The sequence below is a fragment of the Streptomyces sp. JNUCC 63 genome, assembly GCF_054366325.1.
Genome location: NZ_CM135963.1, coordinates 6,517,312 through 6,531,792 on the forward strand (window position 1 = coordinate 6,517,312; position 14,481 = coordinate 6,531,792).

The following is a 14,481-nucleotide window of genomic DNA, read 5'->3' on the forward strand; positions in this document are numbered from 1 at the left end:
TCATGTACAAGCTTTTCTTCCGGCTGGTCTTCCAGCGGATGGATCCCGAGCAGGCGCACCACCTGGCCTTCCGCTGGATCCGGCTCGCCGTCCGCGTCCCGGTGCTGCGCACCTTCGTCGCGGCCGCGCTCGCTCCCCGCCACGAGGAGCTGCGCACCGAGGCCCTCGGGCTGCGGATGCACGGCCCGTTCGGGCTCGCCGCCGGCTTCGACAAGAACGCCGTCGCGATCGACGGGATGTCGATGCTGGGCTTCGACCACGTGGAGATCGGCACGGTGACGGGGGAGCCGCAGCCCGGCAATCCGAAGAAGCGGCTGTTCCGGCTGGTCGCCGACCGTGCGCTCATCAACCGCATGGGCTTCAACAACGAGGGCTCGCTCGCCGTCGCGGCGCGCCTGGCCTCCCGTACGCCCGTGTTCAGGACCGTGGTGGGCGTCAACATCGGCAAGACCAAGGTCGTCCCGGAGGAGGAGGCCGTCGGCGACTACGTCAAGTCCACCGAGCGGCTGGCCCCGTACGCCGACTACCTGGTCGTCAACGTCTCCTCGCCGAACACCCCCGGTCTGCGCGACCTGCAGGCCACCGAGGCGCTGCGCCCGCTGCTGAGCGCCGTGCGCGAGGCCGCCGACCGGGCCGTGCCGGGACGCCGGGTGCCGCTGCTGGTGAAGATCGCGCCGGACCTCGCCGACGAGGACGTCGACGCCGTCGCCGACCTGGCCGTGGAGCTCGGCCTGGACGGGATCATCGCCACCAACACCACCATCGCGCGCGAGGGCCTCGGTCTGACTTCCGCGCCCTCGCTGGTGAAGGAGACCGGAGGGCTCTCGGGTGCGCCCCTGAAGGCCCGCTCCCTCGAGGTGCTGCGCCGCCTCTACGCGCGTGTGGGCGACCGCGTCACGCTGGTCGGCGTGGGCGGCATCGAGAGCGCCGAGGACGCCTGGCAGCGCATCCTGGCCGGCGCCACGCTGGTCCAGGGCTACAGCGCCTTCGTCTACCAGGGGCCCTTCTGGGGCCGCGCCGTCCACAAGGGGCTCGCCGCGCGCCTGCGCAACAGCCCGTACGCCACCCTCGCCGACGCGGTCGGCGCCGATGTGAAGAAGGCGGGGACGACGGCATGAGCCCGATCGAACCCTTCGGCGCGCGTCTGCGCCGTGCGATGGACGAGCGCGGCCCGCTGTGCGTGGGCATCGACCCGCACGCGTCCCTGCTCGCCGAGTGGGGCCTGAGCGACGACGTGGCCTCTCTGGAGCGGTTCAGCCGCACGGTGGTGGAGGCGGTCGCCGACCGGGTCGCCGCCCTGAAGCCGCAGAGCGCCTTCTTCGAGCGCTTCGGCTCGCGCGGCGTCGCCGTCCTGGAGAGGACGGTCGAGGAGGCGCGGGCGGCCGGCGCACTGGTGATCATGGACGCCAAGCGCGGCGACATCGGCTCGACCATGGCCGCCTACGCCGAGTCGTTCCTGCGCAAGGGCGCGCCGCTGTTCTCGGACGCGCTGACCGTCTCGCCCTACCTCGGCTACGGCTCGCTGAAGCCCGCGGTCGACCTGGCGCGGGAGAGCGGCGCGGGCCTGTTCGTGCTGGCGCTGACCTCCAACCCGGAGGGCGCGGAGGTCCAGCACGCCGTACGGCCCGACGGCCGCACCGTGGGCGCGACCGTGCTCGCGCACCTCGCCGAGGAGAACGCCGGGCAGACCCCGCTGGGCTCCTTCGGCGCGGTGGTGGGCGCCACGCTCGGTGATCTGTCGTCGTACGACCTTCAGATGGGCGGTCCGCTCCTCGCCCCCGGCATCGGCGCCCAGGGAGCGACGCCGGCCGACCTTCCCCGGGCCTTCGGGACCGCGGTGCGCAATGTGGTCCCGAACGTCAGCCGGGGTGTTCTGCGTCACGGTCCCGACGTGGTGGCGCTGCGTGACGCCACGGAACGTTTCGTGGAGGAGATCCAGGCCGCGATGGCCGCGGGCTGAGGACCGGACGGGCGGTCGGGGGCGTGCTCAAGTCTGGATGCGTTCTCGAATCCAGGGCAGTATGTTCTAAATGTCCGGACTGACGGAGGCTGACCAGGACTTTTCCGCTGTTCTCGCTGACTCAGGCGCCCTCGACCGCTAGTCTCCGTCGAGTGAGGGCACCTCCCACGCCCTCAAGGCAGTGGGGGAGAACGGGCAAGCGTGTTGCTCGTGGCTCCCCAGGTGTGGGGCGACTAGGTTCCTCACCGGTCCGTATCCGACAGTTCGACATCCGAGGTGACGTAGGCGTGGCTCTTCCGCCCCTTACCCCTGAACAGCGCGCAGCCGCGCTCGAAAAGGCCGCCGCGGCTCGCCGGGAGCGGGCCGAGGTCAAGAATCGACTCAAGCACTCCGGCGCCTCCCTGCACGAGGTCATCAAGCAGGGCCAGGAAAACGACGTCATCGGCAAGATGAAGGTGTCCGCCCTGCTCGAGTCGCTGCCGGGCGTGGGCAAGGTCCGCGCCAAGCAGATCATGGAACGACTCGGCATCTCCGAGAGTCGCCGGGTGCGCGGTCTCGGCTCCAACCAGATCGCCTCTCTGGAGCGTGAGTTCGGCAGCACCGGCTCCTGACCCGGGCCCTGCGGGAGGGAGTCCCGGGAACTCCGGGATTGCTGGAATAATCGCCGCATGGCTGTAACACCCCGGGGGACACCCCCCGTACCCCCGGACGCACGTCCGCGGCTGACCGTGCTCTCCGGCCCCTCGGGGGTCGGCAAGAGCACGGTCGTCGCTCATATGCGCAAGGAACACCCCGAGGTCTGGCTGTCGGTGTCCGCGACGACCCGCAGGCCCCGCCCCGGTGAACAGCACGGCGTCCACTACTTCTTCGTCACCGACGACGAGATGGACAAGCTGATCGCCAACGGCGAGCTGCTGGAGTGGGCCGAGTTCGCGGGCAACCGCTACGGCACGCCGCGCGCCCCCGTGCTGGAACACCTGGAGGCCGGTGTGCCGGTCCTGCTGGAGATCGACCTCCAGGGGGCCCGGCAGGTCCGCGAGTCCATGCCCGAGGGCCGGCTGGTGTTCCTGGCGCCTCCCTCCTGGGAGGAGCTCGTACGCCGGCTCACCGGGCGGGGGACCGAGCCGCCCGAGGTGATCGAGCGCCGGCTGCGGGCGGCGAAGACCGAGCTCGCGGCCGAGCCGGAGTTCGACGAGACCCTGGTCAACACCTCCGTCGAGGACGTGGCGCGCGAGCTGCTAGCCTTGATGGACGTTGTGTGATCGTGACAGGGACTGTGATCGTGACAGTGACAGTCGCCGTGACGGTCGCACCGACTGATTCTTTCCCATCCATCGGAAGGTAGAGCGTGTCCTCTTCCATCTCCGCGCCCGAGGGCATCATCAACCCGCCGATCGACGAGCTCCTCGAGGCCACCGACTCGAAGTACAGCCTCGTGATCTACGCGGCCAAGCGGGCCCGCCAGATCAACGCGTACTACTCGCAGCTCGGTGAGGGCCTCCTCGAGTACGTCGGTCCGCTCGTCGACACCCACGTCCACGAGAAGCCGCTCTCCATCGCCCTGCGGGAGATCAACGCGGGTCTGCTGACGTCCGAGGCCGTCGAGGGCCCCGGTCAGTAAGTCGTATCTGCGGATCGCAGTAGGTTTTTCCACAGGCCCGGCAGCGCGACTGTCGGGCCTGTGGTCTGCTCGGGGGTGCGGGGGTCGTCCCCCGCGTTGATGCAGCATGGGGTCATACGTTTCCGAGCCGGGGAGAGACGGTGGACAAGCCGAAGGTCGTTCTGGGGGTCAGTGGCGGCATCGCCGCGTACAAGGCGTGCGAGCTGCTGCGCAGGCTGACCGAGTCGGGGCACGACGTGCGTGTCGTCCCCACGGCCTCCGCACTGCACTTCGTCGGCGCGGCGACCTGGTCCGCCCTGTCCGGCAACCCCGTCTCCACCGAGGTCTGGGACGACGTGCACGAGGTCCCGCACGTGCGCATCGGCCAGCACGCCGACCTGGTCGTCGTGGCCCCGGCCACGGCGGACGTGCTGGCCAAGGCCGCCCACGGCCTCGCCGACGACCTCCTGACCAACACCCTGCTCACCGCCCGCTGCCCGGTGGTCTTCGCCCCCGCCATGCACACGGAGATGTGGGAGCACCCGGCCACCCAGGAGAACGTGGCCACGCTGCGCCGCCGCGGCGCGGTCGTCGTCGAACCGGCGGTCGGCCGGCTGACCGGCGTCGACAGCGGCAAGGGCCGGCTGCCCGACCCGGCGGAGATCTTCGAGGTCTGCCGCCGCGTCCTCGCCCGGGGCGCGGGCGAGCCCGACCTCGCCGGCCGGCACGTCGTCGTCAGCGCCGGCGGCACCCGCGAGCCCCTCGACCCCGTCCGCTTCCTCGGCAACCGCTCCTCCGGCAAGCAGGGCTACGCCCTCGCGCGCACCGCGGCGGCCCGGGGCGCCCGGGTCACGCTGGTCGCCGCGAACACCGGCCTGCCGGACCCGGCGGGCGTGGACGTCGTCCGGGTCGGTACGGCCGTGCAGCTGCGGGAGGCCGTGCTGAAGGCGGCCGCGGACGCCGACGCGGTGGTCATGGCCGCCGCCGTCGCCGACTTCCGCCCCGCGAGCTACGCGGCCGGCAAGATCAAGAAGAAGGACGACCAGGAGCCCGAGCCCATCGCCCTGGTGCGCAATCCGGACGTCCTCGCGGAGATATCGGCCGACCGGGCGCGGCCCGAACAGGTGATCGTGGGCTTCGCCGCCGAGACCGACGACGTCCTCGCCAACGGCCGCAGGAAGCTCGCGCGCAAGGGCTGCGACCTGCTCGTGGTCAACGAGGTGGGGGAGCGCAAGACCTTCGGCGCGGAGGAGAACGAGGCCGTGGTGCTGGCCGCCGACGGCGGCGAAACCCCTGTGCCGCACGGCCCGAAGGAGGCCCTGGCCGAGACCGTGTGGGACCTGGTGGCCGCCCGGCTGGGCTGAGCGTCGCCTTGTTCCCCGTCTCTCTCTCGCGTCGCCCTTCGCCGCGTGGCAGCTCTGGTCAAGTCCGCCGGACATTGGGCAGAATGCCCGTGCCGCAGGTCACAGCGCTCCCGAGAGGCGAGACGGGTGGGGCGGTGGCCGAGCGCGACCGATAAACTGTTCGCGGACGACGCCGGGCGCAGCCCCCGTGTCGTCCACCAATGATCAGCCAGCAGCCGCTGCAACCCCAGGGAGCGTTGTGTCCCGTCGCCTGTTCACCTCGGAGTCCGTGACCGAGGGCCACCCCGACAAGATCGCTGACCAGATCAGCGACTCCATCCTTGACGCGATGCTGCGCGAGGACCCGACCTCCCGGGTCGCCGTGGAGACACTGATCACCACCGGCCTGGTGCACGTGGCCGGCGAGGTCACGACCAAGACCTACGCGGACATCGCGACCCTGGTCCGCAACAAGATCCTCGAGATCGGCTACGACTCCTCCAAGAAGGGCTTCGACGGCGCCTCCTGCGGTGTGTCCGTGTCGATCGGCGCGCAGTCCCCGGACATCGCGCAGGGCGTCGACACGGCGTACGAGTCCCGGGTCGAGGGCGACGAGGACGAGCTGGACCGGCAAGGCGCGGGCGACCAGGGCCTGATGTTCGGCTACGCCTCCGACGAGACGCCGACGCTGATGCCGCTGCCGATCTTCCTGGCGCACCGGCTGTCCAAGCGGCTGTCGGACGTGCGCAAGAACGGCACGATCCCCTACCTGCGCCCCGACGGCAAGACGCAGGTCACCATCGAGTACGACGGCGACAAGGCGGTCCGCCTCGACACCGTCGTGGTCTCCTCGCAGCACGCGAGCGACATCGACCTGGACTCGCTGCTGGCGCCCGACATCCGCGAGTTCGTCGTGGAGCCGGAGCTGAAGGCGCTGCTGGACGACGGCATCAAGCTGGAGACCGAGGGCTACCGCCTGCTGGTCAACCCCACCGGCCGGTTCGAGATCGGCGGGCCGATGGGTGACGCCGGTCTGACCGGCCGCAAGATCATCATCGACACCTACGGCGGCATGGCCCGCCACGGCGGCGGCGCGTTCTCCGGCAAGGACCCGTCCAAGGTGGACCGCTCCGCGGCGTACGCGATGCGCTGGGTCGCCAAGAACGTGGTGGCGGCGGGTCTGGCCTCCCGCTGCGAGGTGCAGGTGGCGTACGCGATCGGCAAGGCCGAGCCGGTGGGCCTGTTCGTGGAGACCTTCGGCACGCACAAGGTGGAGCCGGAGAAGATCGAGAAGGCGATCGACGAGGTCTTCGACCTGCGTCCGGCCGCCATCATCCGCGACCTCGACCTGCTCCGCCCGATCTACGCCCAGACCGCCGCGTACGGCCACTTCGGCCGCGAGCTGCCCGACTTCACCTGGGAGCGCACGGACCGCGTGGACGCGCTGCGCGAGGCGACGGGGCTGTAGGGCCCGGCCCGATTCGAGGACCGAGCGAGGCCCGGACCCCCGTAGGGGTCCGGGCCTCGGCGCATGCCGGGGCCGCGGGGGCGGCGGAGGTCCGGGCGCCGTCGGTTGTCAGTCCCGTTTGGTAAGAATGCAAGCGTGAGCAGCGAGAACGGTACGGAGCACGGCGGCGCCGCGGGGGCGCCGCCGGAGCAGCTCGCGCTCATCCGGGAGAGCGTGCGCAGGGCCAAGGAGCCCCGGGCCAAGCCGCGGACCTGGCGAGGGGCCGCGCTCGCCGGGGAGCTGCCCGTGGCGCGGGTGCTGGTCGACAAGGGCGTGCTGCACCTCGACCGGTACTTCGACTATGCCGTGCCGGCCGAGCTGGACGCCGACGCGCAGCCCGGAGTGCGGGTGCGGGTGCGTTTCGGGGCCGGACGGCACCGGGTGCGGGAGGGGCGGCGCGAGGGCGGCGGGCTCGTCGACGGGTATCTGATCGAGCGCCGGGCCGAGTCGGACTACTCCGGGCCGCTGGCCGCGCTCGCCCAGGTCGTGTCGCCCGAGCCCGTGCTCAGCGAGGAGCTGCTGGGCCTCGCGCGGGCCGTCGCCGACCGGTACGCGGGCAGTGTCGCCGATGTACTGCAGCTCGCCGTGCCGCCGCGCAGCGCGCGGGCCGAGCAGCGGCCCTCGCCCGCACCGCTGCCGCCTCCGTCCGCGCCCGAGGCGGGCTCCTGGACCCGGTACGAGCGGGGGCCGGCATTCCTGGAGGCGCTGGCCAGGGGCGGCTCGCCGCGTGCCGTGTGGAACGCGCTCCCGGGGCCCGGGTGGAGCGAGGAACTGGCCCGCGCGGTCGCCGCCGCGCTGGCCTCGGGACGGGGTGCGCTTGTCGTCGTACCGGACGGGAGGACCGCCGCCCGGGTGGACGCCGCGCTGACCGCCCTCCTGGGCGAGGGACGGCATGCTCTGCTCACCGCCGACGCGGGGCCCGAGAAGCGGTACCGGCAGTGGCTCGCGGTGCGCAGGGGCTCGGTGCGGGCCGTGGTGGGGACGCGGGCGGCCATGTTCGCGCCGGTGCGGGACCTCGGACTGGTGGCGCTCTGGGACGACGGGGACGACAGCCACAGCGAGCAGCACGCGCCGCAGCCGCATGCCCGCGAGGTGCTGCTGTTGCGCGCCGCGCAGGGCAAGTGCGGTTTTCTGCTGGGCAGTTGGAGCTGCACGGTGGAGGCGGCACAGCTCGTCGAGAGCGGCTGGGCCGGGCCGCTGGTCGCGGCGCGGCAGCAGGTGCGGAAGGCGGCTCCGCTCGTGCGCACCGTGAACGACGGCGATCTCGCGCGCGACGAGGCCGCCAGGGCCGCGCGGCTGCCGTCGCTCGCCTGGCAGGCGGCCAGGGAGGGGCTGCGGCACGGGCCCGTACTGGTGCAGGTGCCCCGTCGGGGCTATGTGCCGTGGATGGCCTGCGCGCGGTGCCGGGCGCCCGCGCGCTGCCGGCACTGCGCAGGGCCCCTGCAGGCGCAGGACACCGGGGCGCTGCGGTGCGGGTGGTGCGGGCGCGAGGAAGCCGCCTGGCACTGCCCGGAGTGCGGCGCGTCCCGGCTGCGCGCCCAGGTCGTCGGGGCCCGGCGGACCGCCGAGGAGCTGGGGCGGGCCTTCCCCGCCGTGCCGGTGCGGACCTCGGGGCGCGAGCACGTGCTGGACACGGTGCCGGACACGCCCGCGCTCGTGGTGAGCACACCGGGCGCCGAGCCGGTCGCCGAGGGCGGGTACGCGGCCGCGCTCTTGCTGGACGGCTGGGCCATGCTCGGACGGCCCGACCTGCGGGCGGGCGAGGACGCGCTACGGCGCTGGATCGCGGCCGCCGCGCTGGTACGGCCGCAGGAGGCGGGCGGCACCGTGGTCGTCGTCGCCGAGCCGACACTGCGGCCTGTGCAGGCCCTGGTGCGGTGGGACCCCGTCGGCCATGCGGTACGGGAGCTGGCCGAACGCGCGGAGCTGGGTTTCCCGCCGGTGTCCCGCATGGCGGCCGTGTCCGGTCCGGAGGAGAGGGTGACCGACTTCCTCCCGACCATCGAACTACCGCGCGAAGCCGAGGTGTTGGGGCCCGTCCCGCTCCCGGTCACGCCTCCTGGCCGTCCCCGCCGCTCGGGCACGCCCCCGCCCGGCGAACACTGGGCCCGCGCCCTGATCCGCGTCCCGCCCGGCAGCGGAGCCGCCCTCGCCACCGCCCTGAAGTCCGCCCGGGCGGCCCGAATGGCCAGGGGAGGCGGCGAGACGGTCTGGGTACGCATCGACCCACCGGACATCGGCTGACGGACGCCCACCGAGCTCCGGACGGGCGGGCTTCGGGGGAAGCCTGCCGCCGTCCGGCACGGGCGGGATCGCACGCTTGGGGAGACCGGTCACCGGCTCGCGGCCGGGCCGCGCCGTGGCGAGCCGCCCCGCGGAGGCCTCCGCGGGGCGAGTGCCGCCGTCGGCAACCGCGAGTCGGTCCCCGCCCGTGGACGTCGGGGCCGCGCTCTCCGGCCCGGTCAGGGGGACGCGGTGGTGGTCAGCCGTTGCGAGGACCCGGGAAGGCCGTGGGGCGGACCTCGTCACGAAGGGTGGGGCCGCCGGCGGTGGGCTGGGTCGGCATGGAGCGAGCCGCGGGGACCGTGGGGATGCCGGCGCCGACGTTGACCGTGCGGGTGCCCGAGGGTTCCGGGGCCCGCTCGGCCTCGGCGGCTGCCTGCGCGGCGGCGCGGCGGGCGCCGTAACGGCGGTGGACGGCCTGCTTGGTGACGCCCAGGGCGGAGCCCACGGCGTCCCACGAGAAGCCCAGCGAGCGGTCGAAGTCCACGGCGGCCGTGACCAGCGTCTCGACACTGTCCCGCAGCTCCTGCGCGAGACGGACCGTCGGGGCGGGGGCACGTCCGTAGACGACGAAGCCCGTGGAGGGGCCGGAGCGGCGCGGGCGGTAGACGTTGCCCAACTGGGCGGTGAGCGTGCGCAGCGCGTCCACCTGCCGGCGGACCCGCTCGATGTCCCGCACCAGCAGGTGCAGGCTGGCCCGGGCCTGGGCGTCGTGGGTTGCGTGGTCGGCCATGAACAAGCCTCTCGAACCGGCGTTGAAAGGAACCGGGCCGCGCGGACGGCCCGCTGTGGTCAACTCTCTCTTGACCAACGCGCCTTCGCTCCGCTGGTCACGCTGCGGGGGGCGTGGCGACATATACGCACGCCCCCGCGAATACACACGCGCTGCGCCCCACCCCCCGGGCCTTGCCCGGCGGCGGCCCCGTGACGGTGGTCATAGACTGGTGCGCTGGTCGCCGTTCATTCCGCCTGAGAGGGCCAAGCCGTCCCATGAAGCTCGTCTTCGCCGGTACCCCAGAGGTCGCCGTTCCCGCCCTGGATGCCCTGCTCGCCTCCGGGCGGCACGAGGTGGCCGCCGTGGTCACCCGGCCCGACGCGCCGGCCGGGCGTGGGCGCCGGATGGTCGCCAGTCCGGTCGCCGAGCGGGCGGAGGAGGCCGGGATCGAGGTGCTCAAGCCGCTCAAGCCGCGGGAGCCGGAGTTCCTGGAGCGGCTGAAGGAGATCGGCCCGGACTGCTGTCCCGTCGTCGCCTACGGGGCCCTGCTGCCCAGGGCCGCCCTGGACATCCCCGCCCACGGCTGGGTCAACCTGCACTTCTCCCTGCTGCCCGCCTGGCGCGGCGCCGCCCCCGTGCAGCACGCCCTCATGGCGGGGGACGAGATCACCGGCGCGTCCACCTTCCTCATCGAGGAGGGTCTGGACTCCGGTCCCGTCTACGGCACCGTCACGGAGGAGATCCGGCCCACCGACACCAGCGGCGACCTGCTCACCCGGCTCGCCTTCGCCGGCGCCGGGCTGCTCGCCGCCACCATGGACGGCATCGAGGACGGCACCCTGAAGGCCGTACCGCAGCCGTCCGAGGGCGTCACCCTCGCCCCCAAGATCACCGTCGAGGACGCCAGGGTCGACTGGACGGCCCCCGCCCTGCGCGTGGACCGCGTGGTGCGCGCCTGCACCCCGGCCCCCGGAGCCTGGACCACGTTCCGCGGCGAGCGGCTCAAGCTGATCCAGGTCGCGCCCGTGCCCGACCGCACCGACCTGGCCCCGGGCACCATCGCCGCCGGCAAGAAGAGCGTCCACGTCGGCACCGGCTCGTACGCCGTGGAGCTGCTGTGGGTGCAGGCCCAGGGCAAGAAGCCGATGACGGCCGCGGACTGGGCGCGCGGGGCGCGCATCTCCGGGAACGAGAACCTCGGGGGCTGACCGGCCGGTCCGGCCCGGGACGTAGGCTGGGTGCACAGCGCATCCAGACATCCGGAGCACCTTTTTCGTGAGCGACACCTCCCGTCGGCCCCGCAAGCCCGCCAAGCCCTACCGCCGGCCCCAGAAGGACCCCGTCCGCGTCCTCGCCTTCGAGGCGCTGCGCGCCGTGGACGAGCGGGACGCCTACGCCAACCTCGTCCTGCCGCCCCTGCTGCGCAAGGCGCGCGAGAAGGAGGGACCCGAGAAGTTCGACGGGCGGGACGCCGCGCTGGCCACCGAGCTGGTGTACGGCACGCTGCGCCACCAGGGGACCTACGACGCGATCCTCGCCGCCTGCGTCGACCGGCCGCTGAGGGACGTCGACCCGCCGGTCCTGGACGTGCTGAGCCTCGGCGTCCACCAGTTGCTCGGCACCCGCATCCCGAGCCACGCCGCGGTGTCCGCGACCGTCGAGCTCGCACGGGTCGTGCTCGGCGACGGCCGGGCCAAGTTCGTCAACGCCGTGCTGCGCAAGGTCGCGCGCGACGACCTCGACGGCTGGCTGGAGAAGGTCGCCCCGCCCTACGACGAGGACCCCGAGGGCCACCTCGCCGTCGTCCACTCCCACCCCCGCTGGGTCGTCTCCGCCCTGTGGGACTCCCTCGGCGGCGGACGCGCCGGCATCGAGGACCTGCTGCGGGCCGACAACGAGCGGCCCGAGGTGACCCTCGTCGCCCGGCCGGGCCGCGCCACCACCGAGGAGCTGCTGCGCGAGGAGGCCGCCGCTCCGGGCCGCTGGTCGCCGTACGCCGTACGGCTCACCGAGGGCGGCGAGCCGGGCGCCGTGGACGCCGTACGGGAGGGCCGGGCCGGCGTCCAGGACGAGGGCAGCCAGCTCGTCGCCCTCGCCCTCGCCGGCGCGCCCCTGGAAGGCCCCGACGAGAAGTGGCTCGACGGCTGCGCCGGCCCCGGCGGCAAGGCGGCCCTGCTCGCCGCGCTCGCCGCCGGACGCGGAGCCGTCCTGCTCGCCTCCGAGAAGCAGCCCCACCGGGCCGGCCTGGTGGCCAGGGCGCTCGCCGGCAATCCCGGCCCGTACCAGGTGATCGCCGCCGACGGCACCCGCCCGCCGTGGCACCCCGGCAGCTTCGACCGCGTCCTCGTCGACGTCCCCTGCACCGGCCTCGGCGCACTGCGCCGCCGTCCCGAGGCACGCTGGAGGCGCCGCCCGGAGGACCTGGACGGCTTCGCCCCGCTCCAGCGCGGCCTGCTGCGCACGGCCCTTCGGTCCGTCCGCGTCGGCGGTGTCGTCGGCTACGCCACCTGCTCGCCCCACCTCGCCGAGACCCGCGCGGTCGTCGCCGACGCGCTCAAGCAGTTCCCCGAGGCCGAGCTGATCGACGCCCGCCCCCTCCTCCCGGGCGTCCCGGCCCTCGGCGGCGGCCCCGACGTACAGCTGTGGCCGCACCTGCACGGGACCGACGCGATGTACCTGGCCCTCATCCGCCGCACCGGCTGAGCCGCGCGCCCTTGGCGACCGGAGCGGATACCGCCGCTATACCGCCGCTCTCCCTACGTCGCCCAGGGTGAGGCACGGACGCCCGCGGCGGAGCCGCCGCCCCGGGTGCAGGGCCATCGGGAGGGCATCGATGTCTGGAGCCGTACGCAGCCGAACGTCGCTTGCCGGAGACGTCGGGTGCCCACGACGACGGGCCTCCGGGCCGTGCGCGCCCCCCTCACCGCCGCGCGTCGGCCGCGCCCGCGCACTGCGCAGAGGGGCCTGAGACGACCTACCTTCACGACCCGCGCCGCCGCGCGGCACGCCATTGCACGGAACCGCAGGGCCGGGAGTCGCCCCGGCAGTACGAGGCCATGCCGTACGCCCGCGACGGCCGCGACGGTTCCGCCTGTTCCGACTGCGACCTGGGCTTCGGCCGGCATGTGCACCTCCATCTCCGGCCGACGGCGGCCGAGGCGGGCAGGGCGCGCGCGGCGGTGGGCGCGGTCCTGGCCTCGTGGGGCTGCCCGCCCGAAGCCGTCGACGACAGCCGGCTGCTCGTCAGCGAGCTGATCGGGAACGCGCTCAAGCACGCGCCCGGCACGTGGATCACGCTGGACCTGATGCAGATCGGTGACCGTCTGCTCGTGGAGGCCACGGACGGCTCCGCGGCGCAGCCCGTCGTCCACCGGGCGGATCCAGAGGAGGAGCAGGGCCGTGGGATGTTCCTCCGCACGCGCGGCGCTGGGGCCGGACGGGACGGTGGCCTGGCAACCGCCGGGCGGCCGGGGGCTCGTGGTGGCGGAGGCGCGGGAGGCCGCGCCCACGGAGCCCCGCGGTGACAGCCTGTCGTCCGCCTTGGCTCGTTTCGAAGACACAGTGCGGCGGTACTGGGGGTTCATGCGCAGTGCGCCGCGTTCACGCCGGTGGTGGAGGCGAATCCGGCGGTTGCGACGTGGAGAGCTGTCGGATCGTTCCGGCGGAGCAGGATTAGGCTGATCCGCCCCGGACTGTCGGTGACCGGTGCTAGCGTCCGGATCATGCAGCTTCGGTACGCCTTCCGTCTCGACCCGACGCCGGGTCAGCGCAGCGCGCCGGCCCGGGCGTTCGGGTGCGCGCGGGTGGTGTACAACGACGCGGTCGCCGCACGGGAGCGGGCCCGGGCGGCGGGCGAGGCGTTCCCGACCGCGGCGGTCTTGTCGAAGACGCTGCTCACCGAGGCGGAGAAGAGCCGTGAGCGGCACTGGCTGGGCGAGGTCTCCGCGGTGGTGCTGCAGCAGGCGCTGCGGGACGCCGAGGCCGCCTACCGCAACTTCTTCGCCTTCCTCAAGGGGAAGCGCAAGGGGCCGAAGGTGGGCGCGCCGCGGTTCAGGTCGCGCAAGGACGCGAGGCAGGCGATCCGGTTCACCGCCAACGCCCGTTGGTCGATCACCCCCACCGGCCGGTTGTGCCTGCCGAAGATCGGCGAGCTGCGGGTGCGCTGGTCGCGGCCCCTGCCCGCCGTCCCGTCCTCGGTGACCGTGATCAAGGACGCTGTCGGGCGGTACTTCGCCTCCTTCGTCGTCGACACCGATCCGGCCGCCGACGCAGCCCGCATGCCCGACACCGGCCAGAGCGTCGGCATCGACCTCGGACTCACGCACTTCGCGGTCCTGTCCGGCGGCACGAAGATCGACTCCCCGCGGTTCCTGCGCCGCGCGGAGAAGAAACTCAAAAAGGCCCAGCGGGAGCTGTCCCGCAAGCAGAAGGGCTCGAAGAACCGGGAGAAGGCCCGCCGGAAGGTCGCCCGTGCACACGCGCAGGTGGCCGACGCCCGCCGCGAGTTCCTCCCCCAAGCTCTCGGCTTCGCTCGAGCAGGGGGTACCCCCATCCAGCTCTCCACCCAGCTGATCCGCGAGAATCAAGCGGTCGCGGTGGAGGACCTGGCGGTCAAGGCACTGGCGCGCACCCGGCTGGCCAAGAGCATCCACGACGCGGGCTGGTCGCAGTTCGTGACCATGCTCGCCTACAAGGCTCAGAGATACGGGCGCACCTTCGTGCAGGTCGGCCGGTTCGAGCCCACCAGCCAGGTGTGCTCCACCTGCGGCCACCGCGGCGGGCCCAAGCCCCTGCACGTGCGGGAATGGACGTGCACCGCGTGCGGCGCGGTCCACGACCGGGACCACAACGCCGCCATCAACATCAAGGCCGCCGGACTGGCGGTGACAGCCTGTGGAGCGCAGGTAAGACCGGAACCCGTTCCGGCACAGCGCGGTGAAGCAGGAAGCCACGGAATCCGCACCGGAACCCGCGCCGCGTAGCGGCACAGCACCCGGCCGGAAGGCCAGAATCCCCGGGCTCCGACCCGAGGAGCAAGTCAAAACACCGCGGTCCTGCCGCCCGAGGTCATCT

General features: G+C 73.3%; 13 protein-coding genes. 12 read left to right on the forward strand and 1 reads right to left on the reverse strand.

Features of this window, described 5'->3' with window-relative positions:
* Positions 1 to 2: 2 nt before the first annotated feature.
* The 8 genes from ACX25U_RS30050 (at position 3) to ACX25U_RS30085 (ending at position 8,654) form a co-directional block, all read left to right on the forward strand.
* Positions 3 to 1,118 (forward strand): quinone-dependent dihydroorotate dehydrogenase, encoded by a 1,116-nt coding sequence (locus tag ACX25U_RS30050; RefSeq protein ID WP_454384624.1) that lies wholly within the window; start codon positions 3 to 5, stop codon positions 1,116 to 1,118.
* Positions 1,115 to 1,960 (forward strand): orotidine-5'-phosphate decarboxylase, encoded by an 846-nt coding sequence (pyrF, locus tag ACX25U_RS30055; protein ID WP_454384626.1) that lies wholly within the window; start codon positions 1,115 to 1,117, stop codon positions 1,958 to 1,960. The genes ACX25U_RS30050 and pyrF overlap by 4 nt, the downstream gene beginning before the upstream one ends.
* A gap of 287 nt (positions 1,961 to 2,247) precedes the next feature.
* Positions 2,248 to 2,571 (forward strand): integration host factor, encoded by a 324-nt coding sequence (locus ACX25U_RS30060; RefSeq protein ID WP_003977346.1) that lies wholly within the window; start codon positions 2,248 to 2,250, stop codon positions 2,569 to 2,571.
* Between the two features lie 57 nt (positions 2,572 to 2,628).
* Positions 2,629 to 3,222 (forward strand): guanylate kinase, encoded by a 594-nt coding sequence (gmk, locus tag ACX25U_RS30065; protein WP_454384628.1) that lies wholly within the window; start codon positions 2,629 to 2,631, stop codon positions 3,220 to 3,222.
* 86 nt (positions 3,223 to 3,308) lie between these two features.
* Positions 3,309 to 3,581, forward strand: a complete 273-nt coding sequence (gene rpoZ, locus ACX25U_RS30070; RefSeq protein WP_004933985.1) for a DNA-directed RNA polymerase subunit omega — start codon at positions 3,309 to 3,311, stop codon at positions 3,579 to 3,581.
* A gap of 140 nt (positions 3,582 to 3,721) precedes the next feature.
* Complete coding sequence (gene coaBC / locus ACX25U_RS30075) at positions 3,722 to 4,924, forward strand: bifunctional phosphopantothenoylcysteine decarboxylase/phosphopantothenate--cysteine ligase CoaBC (protein WP_454384630.1); 1,203 nt, start codon at positions 3,722 to 3,724, stop codon at positions 4,922 to 4,924.
* A gap of 238 nt (positions 4,925 to 5,162) precedes the next feature.
* Positions 5,163 to 6,371: a methionine adenosyltransferase gene (gene metK / locus ACX25U_RS30080; protein ID WP_454384632.1), complete on the forward strand. Its 1,209-nt coding sequence runs from the start codon at positions 5,163 to 5,165 to the stop codon at positions 6,369 to 6,371.
* 135 nt (positions 6,372 to 6,506) lie between these two features.
* On the forward strand, positions 6,507 to 8,654 hold the full coding sequence (locus ACX25U_RS30085) for a primosomal protein N' (protein WP_454384633.1): 2,148 nt from the start codon (positions 6,507 to 6,509) through the stop codon (positions 8,652 to 8,654).
* 238 nt (positions 8,655 to 8,892) lie between these two features.
* Here the strand turns inward: ACX25U_RS30085 and ACX25U_RS30090 are convergent, their stop codons facing one another.
* Positions 8,893 to 9,426 (reverse strand): hypothetical protein, encoded by a 534-nt coding sequence (locus ACX25U_RS30090; RefSeq protein WP_454384635.1) that lies wholly within the window; start codon positions 9,424 to 9,426, stop codon positions 8,893 to 8,895.
* A 257-nt stretch (positions 9,427 to 9,683) separates the two neighbouring features.
* Here ACX25U_RS30090 and fmt point away from each other — a divergent pair, with 257 nt between their 5' ends.
* The 4 genes from fmt to ACX25U_RS30110 all read left to right on the forward strand — a co-directional run bounded on the left by fmt (position 9,684) and on the right by ACX25U_RS30110 (position 14,390).
* Complete coding sequence (fmt, locus tag ACX25U_RS30095; protein WP_454384637.1) at positions 9,684 to 10,616, forward strand: methionyl-tRNA formyltransferase; 933 nt, start codon at positions 9,684 to 9,686, stop codon at positions 10,614 to 10,616.
* 67 nt (positions 10,617 to 10,683) lie between these two features.
* Entirely contained in the window at positions 10,684 to 12,111 is a 1,428-nt protein-coding gene (locus ACX25U_RS30100; protein WP_454384639.1) for an RsmB/NOP family class I SAM-dependent RNA methyltransferase, read from the forward strand.
* Between the two features lie 353 nt (positions 12,112 to 12,464).
* A complete protein-coding gene (locus tag ACX25U_RS30105; protein WP_454384640.1) occupies positions 12,465 to 12,932 on the forward strand; it encodes an ATP-binding protein in 468 nt (155 codons plus the stop codon).
* 198 nt (positions 12,933 to 13,130) lie between these two features.
* A complete protein-coding gene (locus ACX25U_RS30110; RefSeq protein ID WP_454384641.1) occupies positions 13,131 to 14,390 on the forward strand; it encodes an RNA-guided endonuclease InsQ/TnpB family protein in 1,260 nt (419 codons plus the stop codon).
* The last annotated feature ends 91 nt before the right edge of the window (positions 14,391 to 14,481 follow it).